Origin of the sequence: Paenarthrobacter sp. YAF11_1, assembly GCF_052113445.1 — a bacterium.
GTDB lineage: Bacteria > Actinomycetota > Actinomycetes > Actinomycetales > Micrococcaceae > Arthrobacter.
Window position 1 is genome coordinate 63,172 of record NZ_JBFRDF010000008.1, and the last position, 18,964, is coordinate 82,135.

Here is an 18,964-nt window from a genome sequence, read left to right on the forward strand (position 1 = left end):
GGCGTTTGGTTCCAGGCTCCTCCGCTCAGCCGACTGCTCAGGCACGGCCGTTCATAAGCAGCTCCAGGCCGGCAGCCCGGCCACCAGCCTGCCACCTGCCCGGCACCTGCCCGGGCACCTGAGGCCGTTACCGATGAGGTCGACTGCCAGTCTCTTTAATCTTTTTTGGATTTTCCGCGTTTTTCGCGTCACGAAGAGTCGTCTCCGTCCACTGGAGTACTGGCGAGTAGCCTAGCTCGATGCCGATTCGCTTCTGCGAGTCGTCCTCTTGCGTGACACAGAAAAGCGAGAGACCGTGAAACACACACGTCCACAAAAGCTGTTGGCGGCAGTAGTCGCCACAGCGATCATGTCCCTGGGGGTGGGCGGCGCCTTAGCGCCGCCGGCCTTGGCGACAGTCCCGGGGTCACCGGGTGTCGCCCAACCCGGAACACCTGTCTATACCGAGGACTTCTCCAACGAGAACGCCACTGGCGGTGCCATCAGCATCCTCAATTACACCGGTGGCACTGAAGCTGCCAACGAAACATACTTCGCCGACGCTCCCTATACTCCGGCCGGCGGACAATGCAATGGCTGGGTGATGAACTCTTCCACCCCGTTGCCCACCTCAGACGCCGGTTGCGTCAACAACCAGCCTGCTGGCTGGGGCCAAATCGGTCAAATGGCGGTGGCCCTCGGCCAGGCCCAAGGGCAAACGGCCACCCAGGCCGCCACTAACCAGGCCCTGTCCGAATACACCAACAATCCCAGCGGCCAGATCGCTGCGGGCGTCCAGTTCCGCACCGAAGCCAACACCATCCCGGCTATTGCCGGTCATTACTACGCGGTATCTGCGTACTTCGCCCAGGTAAACTGCCAGGCGACGCACGCCAAAGAGACTTTCAGCCTGCTTATCAACGGAACCCGACAGGTTCTCAGTACGGGCCTGGACCCCTGTGGCGCCAGCAACCTGGCACGGGTCCACGTCACAGAACTCCAGTCTGCAGCCTTCCAGATTCCCATGGGCACCTCTCCCTCCCTTGGTCTTGAACTGAGGAATGAAGCCACCAGCGGTTCCGGCAACGATGTCGCTTTCGACCTTCCGCAGATCGTGGACGTCACGCCCCAGGTGGACAAGTCCTTCACGCCCTCCCTCATCGGACCGGGCGGAACCTCCACGGTGACCCTGACGGTGACCAACACCGACGACCTGAAGGCCAAGAACGACTGGTTCATCACGGACACCCTTCCTGCCGGCGTCGTTATCGCTCCTACCCCAAATATGGGTGGCACTTGCGTGCAGGCTTCGGGAACCAATCCCTTGGTACGCACGGCAATTGCCGGCAGCAATGTCTTCTCGGTCACCGGCGGCGACATCGCCCTGGGCATGACCTCCTGCACCATTACGGTGGACGTCACGGCAGCGGCCGAGGGCACCTACGTCAACGGTCCCGCCAACATTGCCACCAACCTGAACCCGCCGGCAGACGCCACCTTGGTAGTCAAGGCCCCGCGCCTTGAACTGAGCAAGGCACTGGATGCCACCCGCCTGATGGATTCGGATCAGTTCACCACTGAAATCCGCACCGGCTCGGCTACCGGTCCTGTTGTCAGCAACACTGCCAACGCCACCACAACTGGTACAGGCTCCACCGTTACCGCAGGTACGGGTGTCACCGGCGAATACGTCGCTGATGCCGGCGCAACCTACTACTTGACGGAGTCGGGAACCAACCTCTCGGGTTACAGCAAGGTGATCACCTGCGTTGATGCCAACGGTCTTCAGGCAGGATTGCCCAATGGAGCAGTAGTAGATTCTGCATACTCCTTGGTGCCAGTTGCAGGCGCCGATATCAGCTGTGTTCTCACCAACACGGCCGTCCCGGCACCGGAGTTGGAATTCACCAAGTCCGCTGACGCTTCGGACATCCAGGATCCGTCTGTTGTGGGTGACCAGATCACCTACACGTTCACGTCCACCAACACGGGCAACGTGCCGCTGACGGGTGTCACCATCAACGACCCCTTGGCTGGATTGTCGGCATTGACCTACACCTGGCCGGGAACTGCGGGCACTCTGTTGCCCGGCGAAACCGTGACTGCCATGGCCACCTATGCCATCACCCAGGCTGATATCGATGCAGGACACGTGGCCAACCTTGCCACCACCACGGGTAATCCTCCGACAGGTCCTCCCGTTTCCCCGCCGCCTGCAGGTACCGATACTCCGCTGACTCCGGCTCCGGCCATGGAGTTCAGCAAGTCTGCTGATGCCTCGGATATCCAGGATCCGTCGGTTGTTGGTGACCAGATCACCTACACGTTCACTTCCAAGAACACGGGCAATGTATCCCTGACCAACGTGTCCATCATCGATCCATTGGGTGGCCTGTCTGCATTGACCTACACCTGGCCCGGTGCTGCAGGAACCCTGCTGCCCGGCCAGACCGTCACCGCTACGGCGACGTACGCCATCACGCAGGCCGACATCAACGCCGGTCACGTCGCCAACACGGCGACTACCACCGGCACTCCGCCCACCGGTCCCGCGGTAACACCGCCCCCGGCTGGGACTGATACCCCCCTGACTCCGGCTCCGGCCATGGAGTTCAGCAAGTCTGCTGATGCCTCGGGCATTCAGGATCCGTCGGTTGTTGGTGACCAGATCACCTACACGTTCACGTCCAAGAACACCGGTAACGTTCCGCTGACCAACGTGTCCATCAACGATCCGTTGGCGGGCCTTTCGACGTTGACCTACACCTGGCCGGGTACTCCGGGCGAGTTGCTTCCGGGCCAGACGGTGACGGCTACGGCAACGTACGCCATCACGCAGGCTGACATCACGGCCGGTCACGTGGCGAACTCGGCAACCACCACGGGCACCCCGCCTGTTGGTCCTCCGGTGACGCCTCCTCCGGGAACCACGGACACTCCGCTGACGTCTACTCCGGCCATGGAGTTCAGCAAGTCCGCCGATGCGTCGGCGATTCAGGATCCGTCCGTTGTGGGTGACGTCATCACCTATAAGTTCACGTCCAAGAACTCCGGCAATGTGCCGTTGACCAACGTGTCCATCAATGATCCCCTGGTTGGCCTTTCGGCTTTGGTTTACACCTGGCCGGGCACTCCTGGTGAGTTGCTTCCGGGGCAGACGGTGACGGCTACGGCAACGTATGCCATCACTCAGGCTGATATCGACGCCGGTCATGTCGCCAATGCGGCGACGACCACGGGCACCCCGCCTGTTGGGCCTCCGGTGACGCCTCCTCCGGGAACCACGGACACTCCGCTGACTGCGGCTCCCGCTATGGAGTTCACCAAGTCGGCTGACGGTTCGGACATCCAGAATCCGTCTGTTGTGGGCGATCAGATCAGCTACACGTTCACTTCGAAGAACACGGGCAATGTGAAGCTCACAGGTGTGGTCATTGATGACCCGCTGGCTGGACTTTCACCGCTGGTTTACACGTGGCCTGGTGCCGCAGGTGAGTTGCTTCCGGGTCAGTCGGTGATGGCTACGGCAACGTACGCCATCACGCAGGCTGATATCGACGCCGGTCATGTTGCGAATGTCGCGACCACCATAGGCAACCCGCCCACTGGTCCTGCTGTCACGCCTCCTCCGGCTGGTACGGACACTCCGTTGACGGCTGGTCCGGCCATGGAGTTGACCAAGTCCGCTGATGCTTCGGCGATCCAGGATCCGTCGGTAGTGGGTGACCAGATCACCTACACGTTCACCTCGAAGAACACGGGCAACGTGAAGCTGACTGGTGTTGTCATCAGCGATCCGCTCGCGGGTCTGTCGGCCCTGACCTACACCTGGCCCGGTACTCCGGGCGAGTTGCTTCCGGCCCAGTCTGTAACGGCTACGGCAACGTATGCCATTACGCAGGCTGATATCGACGCCGGTCATGTGGCGAATGTTGCGACCACCACGGGTACTCCGCCCACCGGTCCCGCGGTAACACCGCCTCCGGCTGGTACGGATACCCCGTTGACGCCTGGACCTGCCTTGGAGTTCAGCAAGTCTGCTGATGCTTCGGCGATCCAGGATCCGTCGGTTGTGGGTGACCAGATCACCTACACGTTCACCTCGAAGAACACGGGCAACGTGAAGCTGACAAACGTGTCCATCAACGATCCGCTTGCTGGCCTTTCGACGTTGACCTACACCTGGCCGGGTACGCCCGGCGAGTTGCTTCCCGGTCAGTCGGTGACGGCTACGGCAACGTACGCCATCACGCAGGCTGATATCGACGCCGGTCATGTCGCGAACAGCGCCACGACCACCGGCACTCCGCCGGTTGGTCCTCCTGTCACGCCTCCTCCGGGAACGACGGATACTCCGTTGACTCCGGCTCCGGCCATGGAGTTCAGCAAGTCCGCGGATGCCTCGGCTGTTCAGGATCCGTCTGTTGTGGGCGATCGCATCGTCTACACGTTCACTTCGAAGAACACGGGCAACGTGAAGCTCACCAATGTGTCCATCACGGACCCGCTGGCTGGTCTTTCGGCTTTGGTTTACACCTGGCCGGGCACCCCGGGTGAGTTGCTTCCGGGCCAGACCGTCACGGCTACGGCAACGTACGCCATCACCCAGGCTGACATCAACGCCGGTCACGTCGCGAACAGCGCCACGACCACCGGCACTCCGCCTGTTGGTCCTCCTGTCACGCCTCCTCCGGGAACCACGGATACTCCGTTGACTCCGGCTCCGGCCATGGAGTTCAGCAAGACGGCTGACGCTTCGGATATCCAGTCGCCCTCCGTCGTGGGGGATCAGATCAGCTACACGTTCACTTCCAAGAACACGGGCAACGTGAAGCTCACTGGTGTGGTCATCAATGACCCGCTGCCGGGCCTCTCGGGACTGGAATACACTTGGCCGGGAACCCCCGGCGAGCTGCTTCCCGGCCAGACGGTGACCGCTACAGCAACGTATGCGATTACCCAGGCTGACATCAATGCCGGCCACGTCGCGAACACTGCAACCACCGTGGGCACTCCGCCCACCGGTCCCGCAGTGACGCCTCCTCCGGCTGGTACTGATACCCCACTGACTCCGGCTCCGGCCATGGAATTCAGTAAATCTGCTGATGCCTCCGGTGTTCAGGATCCATCTGTCGTGGGCGATCGCATCGTCTACACCTTCACGGCGAAGAACAGCGGCAACGTGACCCTGACCAACGTATCCATCACGGATCCGCTGGCTGGTCTCTCGGCWCTGACGTACGCGTGGCCCGGAGTGGCAGGAACCCTTCTGCCTGGCCAGACGGTGACGGCGACGGCATCGTACGCCATCAACCAGGCTGATATCGATGCCGGGCATGTTGCCAACTCGGCAACCACTACGGGCACCCCGCCCGTTGGCCCTCCGGTGACGCCTCCTCCGGGAACAACGGACACCCCGTTGACCCCGGCTCCGGCCATGGAGTTCACCAAGTCCTCGGATGCCTCCGCTATCCAGAACCCGGCGGTTGTTGGTGACCTGATCACCTACGGCTTCACGGCGAAGAACAGCGGCAACGTGACCCTGACCAACGTGTCCATTACGGATCCGCTGGCTGGTCTCTCGGCACTGACGTACACGTGGCCCGGGGCGGCAGGAACCCTCCTGCCCGGCCAGACCGTGACGGCTACGGCAACGTACGCCATCACCCAGGCTGATATCGACGCCGGTCATGTCGCTAACTCTGCGACCACTACGGGCACTCCGCCTGTTGGCCCTCCGGTGACGCCTCCTCCGGGAACAACGGATACTCCGTTGACTCCGGCTCCGGCGATGCAGTTCACCAAGTCGGCTGACGCCTCCGCTATCCAGAACCCGTCCGTTGCAGGTGACCTGATCACCTACACGTTCACGGCGAAGAACAGTGGCAACGTCAAGCTGACCGGTGTAGTCATCAATGACCCCTTGGCCGGTCTGTCTTCCCTTGAGTACACCTGGCCGGGTACCCCCGGCGAGCTGCTCCCGGGCCAGTCGGTGACGGCTACGGCAACGTACGCAATTACCCAGGCTGATATCGACGCCGGTCGTGTCGCGAACAGCGCCACGACCACCGGCACTCCGCCCGTTGGCCCTCCGGTGACGCCTCCTCCGGGAACGACGGATACCCCGTTGACCCCGGCTCCCGCGATGGCGTTCAGCAAGTCCGCTGACGCTTCTGACATCCAGGATCCTTCGGTTGTGGGTGACGTTATTACGTATACCTTCACCTCGAAGAACACCGGCAACGTCAAGCTCACCAACGTGTCCATTGCGGATCCGCTGGCCGGTCTCTCGGCGCTGACCTACACCTGGCCTGGTACCCCCGGCGAGTTGCTTCCGGGCCAGACCGTGACGGCTACGGCGACGTACGCCATCACGCAGGCAGACATCGACGCCGGTCATGTCGCCAATGCGGCAACCACCACGGGCACTCCGCCGGTTGGTCCTCCTGTAACGCCTCCTCCGGGAACCACGGACACTCCGTTGACCCCCGGCCCGGCGATGCAGTTCACCAAGTCCGCGGATGCCTCGGGCATTCAGCACCCCGCAGTTGTGGGCGATCAAATCACCTACACCTTCACGGCCAAAAACACGGGCAACGTGACTCTGACCAACGTGTCCATCACGGATCCGCTGGCTGGTCTCTCGGCGCTGGCTTACACCTGGCCGGGCACTCCCGGGGAGCTGCAGGCGGGTCAGACCGTGACGGCTACGGCAACATACGCCATCACGCAGGCTGATATCGACGCCGGACATGTCGCGAACAGCGCCACGACCACCGGCACTCCGCCGGTTGGTCCTCCTGTCACGCCTCCTCCGGGAACGACGGACACCCCGTTGACCCCGGCACCGGCCATGGAGTTCAGCAAGACTGCTGATGCTTCGGCTGTCCAGGATCCTTCGAAGGTTGGCGACGTTATTACGTACACCTTCACCTCGAAGAACACGGGCAACGTGAAGCTCACCGGTGTGGTCATCAACGATCCGCTGGCCGGCTTGTCTGCCCTCAAGTACACCTGGCCGGGTACCCCCGGCGAGTTGCTTCCGGGTCAGACCGTGACTGCTACGGCAACGTATGCCATCGCCCAGGCTGATATCGACGCCGGACATGTTGCCAATGCGGCGACTACTACGGGTACTCCTCCCACCGGCCCGCCGGTGACGCCTCCTCCGGGAACCACGGATACTCCGTTGACCCCGGCTCCGGCGTTGGAGTTCACCAAGTCGGCCGACGCCTCGGCAATCCAGGATCCTTCGAAGGTTGGTGACGTTATTACGTACACCTTCTCCGCGAAGAACATCGGAAACGTGAAGCTCACCGGTGTGGTCATCAACGATCCGCTGGCTGGCCTCTCGGCACTGGCTTACGCCTGGCCAGGCGCAGAAGGAACCCTCCTGCCCGGTCAGACGGTGACGGCTTCGGCATCGTATGCCATCACGCAGGCTGATATCGACGCCGGTCATGTCGCCAACAGTGCCACCACCACTGGTACTCCTCCCACCGGTCCGCCGGTAACGCCTCCTCCGGGAACCACGGACACCCCGTTGACCCCGGCTCCGGCAATGGAGTTCACCAAGAGCTCGGACGCGTCCGCCATTCAGAAACCCGCAGTTGTTGGTGACCAGATCACTTACACCTTCACGGCGAAGAACTCCGGCAATGTCACGCTGAAGAACGTCACCATTGACGATCCGCTGGCTGGTCTCTCGGCACTGGCATACACCTGGCCGGGTACTCCGGGCGAGTTGCGGCCGGGTCAGACGGTGACGGCTACGGCAACGTATGCGATTACCCAAGCTGACATCAATGCAGGCCATGTTGTGAACGCGGCAACCACTACGGGCACTCCGCCTGTTGGCCCTCCGGTGACGCCTCCTCCGGGAACAACGGACACCCCGTTGACCCCGGCTCCGGCGATGCAGTTCACCAAGACAGCTGACGCTTCCGCTGTTCAGGACCCGTCCGTCGCAGGTGACAAGATCACCTACACGTTCACGGCCAAGAACACAGGCAACGTCAACCTCACCAACGTGTCCATCACGGACCCGCTGGCCGGTTTGTCCGCCCTTGAGTACGTTTGGCCGGGCACTCCGGGCGAGCTGCTCCCGGGTCAGACCGTGACCGCTACGGCAAGCTACGCGATTACCCAGGCGGATATCGACGCCGGTCACGTCGCGAACAGCGCCACGACCACTGGCACTCCTCCCACCGGCCCGCCGGTGACGCCTCCTCCGGGAACCACGGACACCCCGTTGACCCCGAAGCCGGCGATGGAGTTCACCAAGTCCGCTGACGCTTCGGCGGTCCAGGATCCTTCCAAGGCCGGTGACGTGATCACGTATGCCTTCTCCGCGAAGAACACGGGCAACGTCACGCTGACCAACGTGTCCATTACGGATCCGCTGGCTGGTCTCTCGGCGCTGAGCTACACCTGGCCCGGAGCTGCAGGAACCCTCCTGCCCGGCCAGACGGTGACGGCTACGGCAACGTATGGCATCACGCAGGCTGATATCGACGCCGGTCATGTCGCGAACAGCGCCACGACCACTGGTACTCCTCCCACCGGTCCGCCGGTGACGCCTCCTCCGGGAGAGACGGATACTCCGTTGACCCCGGCTCCGGCAATGGAGTTCACCAAGTCCGCTGACGCTTCGGCTGTCCACGATCTTTCGAAGGCCGGTGACGTGATCACGTACACCTTCTCTGCGAAGAACACGGGCAACGTGACTCTGACCAACGTGTCCATCACGGATCCGCTGGCTGGTCTCTCGGCGCTGAGCTACACCTGGCCCGGAGCTGCAGGAACACTGCAGCCCGGTCAGACGGTGACGGCTACGGCAGCGTACGCCATCACGCAGGCTGATATCGACGCCGGTCATGTCGCGAACAGCGCCACGACCACTGGCACTCCTCCCGCCGGTCCGCCGGTAGCGCCTCCTCCGGGAACCACGGACACCCCGCTGGTCCCGAAACCGGCGATGGAGTTCACCAAGTCGGCTGACGCTTCGGCGGTCCAGGATCCTTCGAAGGCCGGTGACGTGATCACGTACACCTTCTCTGCGAAGAACACGGGCAACGTCACCCTGACCAACGTGTCCATCACGGATCCGCTGGCTGGTCTCTCGGCGCTGAGCTACACCTGGCCGGGTACTCCGGGCGAGCTGCTGCCCGGTCAGACGGTGACGGCTACGGCAACGTACGCCATCACTGTGGCTGATATCGACGCCGGTCACGTCGCCAACTCGGCGACCACCACCGGCACCCCGCCGGTTGGTCCTCCTGTAACGCCTCCTCCGGGAACGACGGATACCCCGTTGACTCCGGCTCCGGCAATGGAGTTCACCAAGTCCGCGGACGTCTCCGCTGTTCAGAACCCCACCGTTGCGGGTGACAAGATCACCTACAACTTCACGGCCAAGAACACGGGCAACGTGACCCTGACCAACGTGTCCATTACGGATCCGCTGGCCGGCCTCTCGGCATTGACGTACACCTGGCCCGGGGTAGCAGGCACACTGCTGCCCGGTGAGACAGTGAAGGCTACGGCAACGTACGCCATCACCCAGGCTGACATCGATGCCGGCCACGTCGCCAACTCGGCCACCACCACCGGCACTCCGCCCACCGGCACGCCGGTGACGCCTCCTCCGGGTGAAACGGACACCCCGTTGACCCCGAATGCAGGCGTGGAGTTCACCAAGACGGCCGATGCTTCGGCCGTGGGAGATCCCACCCAGGTGGGTGACGTGATCACATACACGTTCACCGCGAAGAACACCGGGAACGTCCCGTTGACGGGCGTCTCCATCAACGATCCGATGCCGGGCCTCTCGGCCCTGGCCTACACCTGGCCCGGTGTTGCAGGAACCCTGCTCCCCGGTGAGACCGTGACCGCTACGGCAACGTATGCGATCACCCAGGCGGATATTAATGCCGGCGAGGTTGCCAACACGGCGACCGCAACGGGTACACCTCCGACGGGACCCCCGGTCACCACACCACCTGCAAGTGTTGTTGTGACCTTCCCGCCGGTTGTTCCGAGCCAGCCTGAAGGCCCACTGGCCAATACGGGAGCTGTCCTCACCGTGTTGCCCATCAGCCTTCTGGTAGTTGGCGCGGGGCTGTTCCTGTTCCTCGTTGGACGCCGCAAGCGTTCCGAGGCATAGGACAAAAAGTGCGCGGCAATCGGGGCCCCAACCCCGGTTGCCGCGCATTTTCATCAAACGTACAACCCAGAAAGAACCAGGTAGCCACACCATGAAGAAGACTGTCGCATTCATAGCGGGGGCGCTTGTTTCAGCAGCCGCGCTCGCCGGCTGTTCATCAGCGGGCAATGAGGCGGGGACATCGCCGTCGTCAACTACAACCCAGGCCGCCACCACGGGTGAGACGAAGCCTGCCAACCCGGGCACCGGCATCATCGAGGCCACCAAGATGACTTCCTGCGATACTGCGCAGGGAAAGGTGACGGCGAAGGGGACCGTAACTCCTCCCGAGGGAACCAAGGGCACGGTCAAAATTACTGTCAGTTGGGTGGATTCGAAGACCTCGGCCGTCCTCGCCCGCGGGGAGCAAACCTTTAAGGACGCCGCAGCGGGCAAGGCCCTTGACTGGGTAGCCAACGCAGAGGTGACCAAGCCGGCCACAGAGATCAAGTGCGTCTTGGGGGCCACGGTTTTGTAACAGGCACGGTCTTGTAACACGCGCGGTCTGCTGCAGGCACCACGCCAAAGCGGTCGATCAGGTATTCACTACCTGGTCGGCCGCTTTCTTTGCCACTGCACCGCGTGCCAGAACAGCAGACCGGCGGTGATCAGCGCGGCAGCCAAGAGAGCATAGGGCGCGTTGGAGAGCATCATGAAGTTCACTTGGGCTGACTCGGCGGACTGGGCGGGCGTGGGGCCCGTCATCATCGCACCGACCGAAGTGGTCAGCGCCCAGAACCCAAGCCAGGCCAACCCGGCGTCCATCACCCACAACGCAATGACGAACGGGTTGACCGGAGTGCGCTTGCGTTCCGGATCCGCGGGCTCGGGCACGTGGGGGCTGACGGCCTGCACAGCGTTGCCATGCTCGTCGATTTCGCGGAAGCCGATGCGCTCGTGGACGTGGTCCTTCATAGGGTCCCCCAACCGTTGACTGCGGATAGTCTTTGCACTCTACTCCTGTCGTCGCGGCTCCCGGCAGGAAAGTGGGCACCCCGTGCGCGTGGCCCAATGGAGACACTTCGTGGCCGAAAAAGTGCCATATTTTGCACCCAAAGCAGCCTGAAGAAAAGTCAATGACGCAGTACCGGACGGTAGATACCCGAGAAACCGCCTTCTAAGCGAAATAGGTCACAAAAGTTTGACGGAAAGGCTTGCCTAAGTAAGGCTTGCCTTTGCTAACAAGCGCCCCAACGCAATGGAAGGAAGCTGACGTGACGTCACCTAGTGTCGAAGAGCGGATCGCTCAGGAGCAGGATTTTGGCTCCAAAGTGGAACTGGCCCTCGCTGCCACCAACCAGCTGTTCAACGCACGAAATTCACCCAGTTACGTCGCTCAGGTCCTTCAGGGGGTCAACGCGGTCTCCACCAAGGTCCAGCGCACCTCCCAGCCGTTTACCGGCGTCGGGCATGCTGAACTGAAGGCCAAAGTAGGCGCCGTGGACCTTGAACGTCCGCTTCCGGATACGGCTGCCGCCCTGGAGGAGCTGGACGAGCTCTACCTCAAGGACGCCATCTACTTCCACGATTCCCGCTACGCCGCGCACCTCAACTGCCCGGTCGTCATCCCTGCGTTGGTAGGTGAAGCAGTGCTCTCGGCCGTGAACTCCTCCATGGACACGTGGGACCAGAGCGCGGGTGCCACCATGATCGAGCGCCGCCTCATCGATTGGACCGCTGAGCGCATCGGTTTCACTGAAGAAGCTGACGGCGTGTTCACCTCCGGTGGCAGCCAGTCCAACTTCCAGGCGCTGCTGATCGCCCGTAACCATGCTGTCGCCAAGCTGAGGGCCGCCAATGGGGACGCACGCCTGCCGCACCTCCTTGACCGACTCCGGATCTTCACGTCCGTGGACAGCCACTTCAGCATCCAGAAGTCCGCTTCCATGCTGGGCCTGGGCTTCGACGCCGTCATCGCGGTCCCCACCACCGAAGACCACCGCATGGACCCCACCGCCCTTGCGGCTGCTTTGGCGGAAGCGCACGACGCCGGGCTGGTGCCGATGGCTGTCGTGGCCACTGCCGGGACCACGGACTTCGGTTCGGTTGACCCCTTGCCCGAAATGGCCGCCCTTGTTCGCGCCTACGATTCCTGGCTCCACGTGGATGGCGCCTACGGTGGCGGGCTGATCGTGTCCGGTCGCCACCGGCACCTCCTGAACGGCATCCACCTGGCGGATTCCGTCACGGTGGACTTCCATAAGACCTTCTTCCAGCCCGTCAGTTCCAGCGCTGTGCTGGTCCGGAACGGCGCCATGCTGGGCCATGTCACTTACTATGCCGATTATCTGAATCCGGAAAGTGCTGCAAAGGCCGAGATCCCCAACCAGGTGGACAAGAGCATCCAGACCACCCGCCGCTTCGATGCCCTGAAGCTGTGGCTGACTCTCCGCATCATGGGCGCCGACGCCATTGGTGCGCTCTTCGACGAAGCGATCGACCTCGCCGCCCGGGTAGGAACCTTGCTGGCTGACGATGCAGAGTTCGAGCTCGCTGCCGCGCCGCAGCTGAGCACCTTGGTGTTCCGCTACCGCCCTGTGATCGGCGGCGTTCAGCTGGATGAGGATGCTGCGGACGCCCTTAACCCGGCCATCCGCGCCGCGATCTTCGCCTCGGGTCAGGCCGTTGTTGCCGGCACCAAGGTGGCGGGCCGCCACTACCTCAAATTCACCCTCCTCAACGCCGAGGCGAGCCTGAGGGACATCCAGGAAATCATCGAACTTATCCGACGGACGGGCGACAGCCTGCTCGCGGACACCACGGAGGCTGCAGCGTGAGCACCCAAGACAACGGCAAGATTTACGACGTCGCCGGTATCGGCGTCGGGCCTTTCAACTTGGGCCTGGCCGCCTTGAGCGAGCCCGTGGAGAACCTCGACTGCGTATTCCTGGATCGGCGCGAGTCCTTCGACTGGCACCCCGGCATGATGCTGGAGCCGGCGCACCTTCAGGTCCCGTTCATGGCGGACCTCGTGACGCTCGCCGACCCAACGTCGCCGTTCTCGTTCCTGAACTTCCTCAAGCAGACGGGTCGCCTGTACCGCTTTTATATCCGCGAGAACTTCTACCCGCTGCGTGCCGAGTACAACCAGTACTGCCAATGGGTGGCCGGGCAGCTGGAATCCGTTCGTTTTAGCACGGATGTGCTGGATGTGACGTACGACGACGGCGTGTACCGGATCGCGGTCCAGGGCCCGGACGGCGCTGAGGTGCTTCGCGCCCGCAAGCTGGTCCTGGGCACGGGCACGTCTCCCTACGTCCCGGACTCCTGTGCAGGGATTGTGGATGCCGGCGGACTTGTCCTCCACAACGCCGACTACCTGTCGAGGAAGAGTGAGCTTCAGTCCAAGCGCAGCATCACCATCGTGGGCAGCGGCCAGAGCGCTGCGGAGCTGTACTACGAGTTGCTTCAGGAAATCGATGTGTACGGCTACCAACTCAACTGGGTCACGCGCTCGGGCCGCTTCTTCCCGTTGGAGTACACCAAGCTCACTCTCGAGATGACCTCACCGGAGTACGTTGACTACTTCCACTCGCTTCCCGGCGAGCAGCGCGATTCGCTGATCAAGAGCCAGAAGAACCTGTACAAGGGCATCAACTCGGACCTGATCGACGACATCTACGATCTCCTCTACACCAAGAGCCTCTCCGGCATGGTGGACACCCAACTGCACACGCACTCCTCGCTCACTGCCGCAGAGTGGGATGCCACCACCGGCACCCACACTCTCCAGTTGCACCACGAAGAACACGGCCAGGGCTACTCCTTGGAGTCCGAGGCCGTGGTCCTCGCCACCGGCTACACCTATAAGGAACCGGCTTTCCTGGCGGGCATCCAGGACCGGATCCGCCGTGACGCCAAGGGTCGTTTCGACGTCGAACGCAACTATGGCACCGGCATCGAACCCGGCGAAATCTTCGTCCAGAACGCTGAGCTGCACACGCACGGCTTCGTCACGCCGGACCTCGGCATGGCCGCCTACCGCAACTCCTGCATCCTGCGCGAAATCACCGGCCGCGAGGTCTACCCCGTGGAGCGCAGCATCGCGTTTCAGCAGTTCGGCGCGCCGGCTCCAGTGACTGCTGCAGAGCCTGCTGCCGTCCCTGAAACCGTGGGAGCCACTGTATGAGCTTCACTTTCCGGCCTGTCGATCCTGTGACGGACGCACCTGTCCTCCACAGCTGGGTCAGCCAGGAATATGCGCGGTTCTGGGGTATGGTTTCGGCCACCGAGCAGGACGTTGTGGAGGAATACACGCGGATCGCTGAATCCGGCCATCACCAAGCGTTTTTGGGGCTCGACGACGGTGCCCCCGCCTTCCTGATGGAGCGGTACCGGCCGGAGTCCTCGCCGTTGGCGGACGTCTACGAAGTCCAGCCCGGGGATGTCGGCATGCACCTCTTGGTGTCACCGCCCAGCGGTGAGCCGCAGCCCGGCTTCACCACCGCCGTCATGCAGTCCGTGATGGCTGAACTGTTCGCCGACCCCGCAACCCGGCGGGTCGTCGTCGAACCTGACGCCCGCAACCACAAGATCCATGTCCTGAACGAGAAGGTGGGCTTCCGCCCGCACGGTGTGGTGACCCTTCCCGCCGTCGATCCTGCCGAAGACCATAAGCAGGGCCTGCTGAGCTTCTGCACTCGCGAGGATTTTCTCGCTACCCTGACCCCGATTCTGGCCGCGCCTGCCGCGGCGACCAGAGGAGAATCCCTGTGACCACTACTGCCAGCACCGCTTCCGACACGACCATCGCAGAGGCTGCTGCCCCCGTGTCCCACCTGACCCCGGAGCGGTGGGCCATTGCCAACCGGCACCTCGTCCGGAAGGCAATCGCCGAGTTTTCCCACGAGCGCATCCTGGTCCCGGAGCTGATCCGCGAGGAAGGCTCCGGCGTCGGGCTTTACAAGGTAGCGAGCGATGACGACGCTACCGAATACCGCTTCCGGGCCCGGCTTTTGCAGCTGGAGCACTGGTCTGTCACTGCGGAATCCATTGTCCGATTGCGTGACGGCGAAGAGCTTCCTGTGGACGCCTTGGACTTCATTGCCGAATTCCATGAGGCACTGGCCATCCGCCAGGAAATGCTGCCCGTGTACCTGGAGGAAATCAGCAGTACGTTGGCCAGCCACGCCTACAAGCAGGGCAAGCCGTTCAGCTCGGCGCAACTGGCAGCGGGTGTCACCGGGGGACGTGACCGGGCCGCGGACTTCCAGGCCATCGAACACAGCATGACCGAGGGCCACCCATGCTTCGTGGCCAACAACGGCCGGCTTGGATTCGGGATCGCGGACTACCATGCGTTCGCGCCGGAAACGGGTGCCACAGTAAAGCTGCAGTGGATCGCTGTCCACCGCAGCAAAGCAGTGTTCACGTCCAGTGCCGGTTTGGATTACCGGACGCACTTCGAGGCCGAACTCGGCCCCGCGACCCTTGCATGGTTCAACGCGGAACTGTCCGCCTCCGGTCTGGATCCCGAGGACTACCTCCTCATGCCCGTTCACCCGTGGCAGTGGGACAACAAGCTCACGGTAACGTTCGCGGCAGAAATCGCCCAGCGCCATATCGTGAACCTCGGCACCGGCGAAGACGCGTACCAGGCACAGCAGTCCATCCGTACGTTCTTCAACACCGACCACCCGGAAAAGGCCTACGTGAAGACGGCCATGTCCGTGTTGAACATGGGCTTCATGCGGGGACTGTCCCCGCAATACATGAAGGCAACACCGGCCATCAATGACTGGCTGCAGGAACTGATCGGCAATGACCAGGAGCTCCAGAACCGGGGCCTGGCCATGATCCGTGAAACCGCGGCGATCGGCTACCACAACCACTACTACGAGGCTGCTTCGGCCAAGGGTTCCCCCTACCGGAAGATGCTCTCGGCCCTGTGGAGGGAAAGTCCGCTGCCGTTGCTCAAAGACGGGCAGCAGCTGGCCACCATGGCGTCATTGCTGCACGTGGATGCCGCGGGGGAATCGGTGGTTTCGTCGCTGATCCAGCGCTCCGGCCTGGCTCCCACCGAGTGGCTCCGCCGCTACTTTGAGGCCTACCTCGTACCTTTGGTCCACTGCCTCTACGAGTACGAGCTCGCGTTCATGCCGCATGGCGAAAACGTGATCCTGATCCTCGAGGACGGCGTGCCTGTCCGGGCGATCATGAAGGACATCGCCGAAGAAATCGTGGTCATGGGGGACCGGCTGGAGCTTCCCGAGGAAGTATCCCGCGTGAAGGCGGAGATCCCGGCCGAGGAAATGGTCCTGGCCATTTTCACCGATGTGTTCGACTGCATCTTCCGCTTCCTCGGAGCAATCCTTGTTGAGGACGGGACACTGCGCGAGGACGAGTTCTGGGGGACTGCCGCCGCCGTCTTGCGGGAATATCAGCAACGCCACCCGGAACTCGCGGACCAGTTCGCCATGCACGATCTCTTTGCACCGGACTTCGAACTCTCCTGCCTCAACCGCCTCCAGCTGAGGAACAACCAGCAGATGCTTGACATCTCGGATCCGTCAGGTGGACTCCAGATGGCAGGCCGCCTGGCCAACCCGCTGGCAAAGTTCGCCTAAAGAACCCCGCCGAGGTGGCATTTGATGACAATCGTGGTCGCAAACATTGTCATCAAATGCCACGTCGGCGCAGTGTGTGCTTCGAAACCCTTGACACTCCAACGTGACGCGGGATACATTGATGCACGTTATACGAATAACTGATACGAATAACCCTTACGCTGGAACGGCCCAAGGAGGTGCCCCATGGCTAAGTCGAAGCCACATTCCAAGCCGACCATGCACGATGTTGCTGCTGCTGCCGGCGTTTCACAAGCCACCGTGTCCTTGGTGCTGAACTCAGCCGGCGGGTCACGTTTTTCGGACGAAACCCGCCGCAAGGTCAAAGAGGCCGTGGATCAGCTCGGCTACCGGACCAACGCCCATGCGAAGATGCTTCGCGATGGATTGGCCGGCATGGTCGGATTTCTTGGCGACTCTGTGGCGACTTCCCCGTTTGCCGGGGCGATCATTGAAGGCGCGCAAGAACGCGCCTGGGAGGACGGGCTCCTCCTGCTGACCATGAACACCGGCGGCGACAAGGACCTTGAGGCTGCATCCCTTGACGCCATGCTCTCCTACAACGTGGCGGGCGTCGTTTATGGCTCCATGTATCACCGGCTGCTGGAGGTGCCCAAGGCTCTCGCCGGGGTCCCCTCGGTGGTGCTGAACTCACAGGACGGGGCGGGGCGGCTGCCCAGTGTCGCGCCCGACGAGGTGAACGGCGGCTATTCAGCTACCCGCCACTTGCTGGACGCCGGTCACACCCGCGTGGGGATGATCAACATCGAATTGCTCGAAAGTGGGCTCCCCGCCGCGGTTGGTCGCTACGAGGGCTACACGGCGGCCCTTTCAGAAGCAGGGCTGGACGTGGACCCTGCCCTGGTGCGCTTTGGCAGGGGCGGCGAAGATGACGGCTACAAATATGCCATGGAATTAATGACGGCGCCCAACCAGCCTACGGCGATCTTCTGCGCCAACGACCGGACGGCCTGGGGTGCATACCAGGCTGTGGCCGATCTTCGGCTTTCGATCCCCGACGACGTCTCGATTGTGGGTTTTGATAACCAAGCAATTGTCGCTCCGCATCTTCGTCCAGGGCTGACAACCCTTGAACTGCCCTTTGTTGCCATGGGCAGGCGTGCGGTTGACCTGATCCTCCAAGGTGCCGAACCCGATGGCCGGGTGGAGCTGATGGAGTGCCCCCTTATTGAACGAAAGTCAGTTACACACCCTAAGGAGATGCCATGAGCCGCACTATGCCGGCGAAACGCGGGCGTCCGTCTGCGGCACCGATGCCGCAACTTCCGCACCGAAAAATTTCTGCTTCGCTCCGCCTCAGGCGGGTTCTTCGGGCCTGGCAGTTATACGTATTACTAGCGCCGGCGATCATCTACATCCTGGTCTTCAAGTACTGGCCGATGTATGGCGTGCAGATCGCCTTTAAGAACTACAACCCGGTGGACGGCTTCACGGACAGTCCGTGGGTTGGGCTGGACCACTTCGTCCGTTTCGTGAACTCCTACCAGTTCGGCCAGGTGGTGGGGAACACGCTGTGGATCGCGGTTCTGGGCCTCCTGGTGGCCTTCCCCATCCCCATCATTCTGGCTTTGCTGGTCAACCAGCTTCAGAGCGAGCGGTTCAAGAAATTCACTCAGACGGTGCTCTACTCTCCGGCTTTCATTTCCACCGTTGTGGTGGTGGGCATCATGTTCGTGATCTTGTCGCCACGGTCGGGGCTGGTCAATAACGCAATACAGCTGGCCGGCGGCGAGCCGATCTTCTTCATGGGTTCGGCTGAGTGGTTCCGGCCCGTTTACGTCATCTCGGATGTCTGGCAGAACGCCGGGTTCTCCATGATCGTGTACCTCGCAGCGTTGGCCGCTATCGACCCTGCCCTGCACGATGCAGCGAAGGTGGACGGAGCGTCCAAGCTTCAGCGCATCCGCCACATCGACCTGCCGGGCATCATGCCGGTGGTGACCATTCTCTTCATCCTGGCTATCGGCAACCTGCTGAACGTGGGCTTCGAGAAGGCGTTGCTGATGCAGACACCCTTGAACCTCTCGTCCTCGGAGATCATCCAGACCTACGTCTACCACGCTGGCCTGCAGCAGGCCCAGTTCAGCTACTCGGCCGCCATTGGCCTGTTCAACTCCCTCCTCAACCTCGCGCTGCTGCTCGTTTTCAATACGATCGCGCGCCGGGCCAACCAAGCGACCCTGTGGTGATGCCG

Annotated in this window: 9 protein-coding genes; 8 read left to right on the forward strand and 1 reads right to left on the reverse strand. The window is 62.4% G+C overall.

The genetic code is table 11. From position 1 onward, the window contains the following. Nucleotides 1-295 precede the first annotated feature (295 nt). On the forward strand, nucleotides 296-10,144 hold the full coding sequence (locus tag AB4Y77_RS13750; RefSeq protein ID WP_442014336.1) for a DUF7507 domain-containing protein: 9,849 nt from the start codon (nucleotides 296-298) through the stop codon (nucleotides 10,142-10,144). Between the two features lie 91 nt (nucleotides 10,145-10,235). Beyond that, nucleotides 10,236-10,661: a hypothetical protein gene (locus tag AB4Y77_RS13755; protein WP_442014337.1), complete on the forward strand. Its 426-nt coding sequence runs from the start codon at nucleotides 10,236-10,238 to the stop codon at nucleotides 10,659-10,661. A gap of 68 nt (nucleotides 10,662-10,729) precedes the next feature. Here AB4Y77_RS13755 and AB4Y77_RS13760 read toward each other — a convergent pair whose 3' ends face one another. Then, nucleotides 10,730-11,098: a hypothetical protein gene (locus AB4Y77_RS13760; protein ID WP_442014338.1), complete on the reverse strand. Its 369-nt coding sequence runs from the start codon at nucleotides 11,096-11,098 to the stop codon at nucleotides 10,730-10,732. Between the two features lie 299 nt (nucleotides 11,099-11,397). Between AB4Y77_RS13760 and AB4Y77_RS13765 the strand changes: the two genes are divergently transcribed. From AB4Y77_RS13765 to AB4Y77_RS13790, 6 genes are all read left to right on the forward strand, one after another. Further along, complete coding sequence (locus tag AB4Y77_RS13765; protein ID WP_442014339.1) at nucleotides 11,398-12,960, forward strand: pyridoxal phosphate-dependent decarboxylase family protein; 1,563 nt, start codon at nucleotides 11,398-11,400, stop codon at nucleotides 12,958-12,960. Continuing rightward, nucleotides 12,957-14,312, forward strand: coding sequence for a lysine N(6)-hydroxylase/L-ornithine N(5)-oxygenase family protein (locus AB4Y77_RS13770; RefSeq protein WP_442014340.1), 1,356 nt, complete (start codon nucleotides 12,957-12,959; stop codon nucleotides 14,310-14,312). The genes AB4Y77_RS13765 and AB4Y77_RS13770 overlap by 4 nt, the downstream gene beginning before the upstream one ends. Further along, entirely contained in the window at nucleotides 14,309-14,899 is a 591-nt protein-coding gene (locus AB4Y77_RS13775; RefSeq protein WP_442014341.1) for a GNAT family N-acetyltransferase, read from the forward strand. The genes AB4Y77_RS13770 and AB4Y77_RS13775 overlap by 4 nt, the downstream gene beginning before the upstream one ends. Further along, nucleotides 14,896-16,749, forward strand: coding sequence for an IucA/IucC family protein (locus tag AB4Y77_RS13780; protein WP_442014342.1), 1,854 nt, complete (start codon nucleotides 14,896-14,898; stop codon nucleotides 16,747-16,749). Before AB4Y77_RS13775 ends, AB4Y77_RS13780 begins: the two co-directional genes overlap by 4 nt. A gap of 186 nt (nucleotides 16,750-16,935) precedes the next feature. Further along, nucleotides 16,936-17,979, forward strand: coding sequence for a LacI family DNA-binding transcriptional regulator (locus tag AB4Y77_RS13785; protein ID WP_442014343.1), 1,044 nt, complete (start codon nucleotides 16,936-16,938; stop codon nucleotides 17,977-17,979). Then, complete coding sequence (locus AB4Y77_RS13790; protein ID WP_442014344.1) at nucleotides 17,976-18,959, forward strand: ABC transporter permease; 984 nt, start codon at nucleotides 17,976-17,978, stop codon at nucleotides 18,957-18,959. Before AB4Y77_RS13785 ends, AB4Y77_RS13790 begins: the two co-directional genes overlap by 4 nt. Nucleotides 18,960-18,964: the final 5 nt, after the last annotated feature.

Coding starts and splice junctions, on each gene's coding strand:
- AB4Y77_RS13775 (WP_442014341.1), top strand. CDS start 14,309: ATGAGCTTCACTTTCCGGCCTGTCGATCCTGTGACGGACGCACCTGTC.
- AB4Y77_RS13755 (WP_442014337.1), top strand. CDS start 10,236: ATGAAGAAGACTGTCGCATTCATAGCGGGGGCGCTTGTTTCAGCAGCC.
- AB4Y77_RS13760 (WP_442014338.1), bottom strand. CDS start 11,098: ATGAAGGACCACGTCCACGAGCGCATCGGCTTCCGCGAAATCGACGAG.
- AB4Y77_RS13790 (WP_442014344.1), top strand. CDS start 17,976: ATGAGCCGCACTATGCCGGCGAAACGCGGGCGTCCGTCTGCGGCACCG.
- AB4Y77_RS13785 (WP_442014343.1), top strand. CDS start 16,936: ATGGCTAAGTCGAAGCCACATTCCAAGCCGACCATGCACGATGTTGCT.